The sequence below is a fragment of the Brachyspira pilosicoli genome, assembly GCF_019402445.1.
Lineage (GTDB): Bacteria > Spirochaetota > Brachyspiria > Brachyspirales > Brachyspiraceae > Brachyspira > Brachyspira pilosicoli_B.
Window position 1 is genome coordinate 1 of the sequence record NZ_SRZM01000254.1, and the last position, 495, is coordinate 495.

Genomic DNA, 495 nt, shown 5'->3' on the forward strand with positions numbered 1-495 from the left:
CTGTACATAAAGATGATTATGACTTCTTTCAAGATGCTGATTTAAATGCAAGTGGTTATTTTGGAAGCGGAATTAAATGCCAAAGCCCAGAAATAAAGTTTAATGATGGGGATACTTTCAAATTAAAAGACAAAGAGTTTAAAGTAATACATACTCCAGGACACACAAGAGGAGGAGTTTGCTATTATACAGAAGGTCATTTATTTTGCGGAGATACTATATTTGCTTATGGAATAGGAAGATACGATTTAGCTACAGGAAATTATGCAGAGCTTGAAAACAGCATAACAAATATAATATATAAACTCCCAGATGATACGTTACTTTACCCAGGTCATGATGCTTATGGATTTAAGTTATCGCAAAGAAAGAAGATGGGGATAATGTGATTTATTTATAAATATAAAAGATAATAAAAAAGCATGTACATAAAAATACATGCTTTTATTTTTCATAAAAATATACTGAAATATTTTAAATTTACCAATTTTATAT

At 28.9% G+C, this 495-nt stretch carries 1 protein-coding gene; it reads left to right on the forward strand.

Annotation, left to right across the window (positions count from 1 at the left end; genetic code table 11):
* Positions 1-389 (forward strand): MBL fold metallo-hydrolase (locus E6A48_RS08480; protein ID WP_219709695.1); only part of this gene is annotated, 389 nt, incomplete at its 5' end.
* Positions 390-495: the final 106 nt, after the last annotated feature.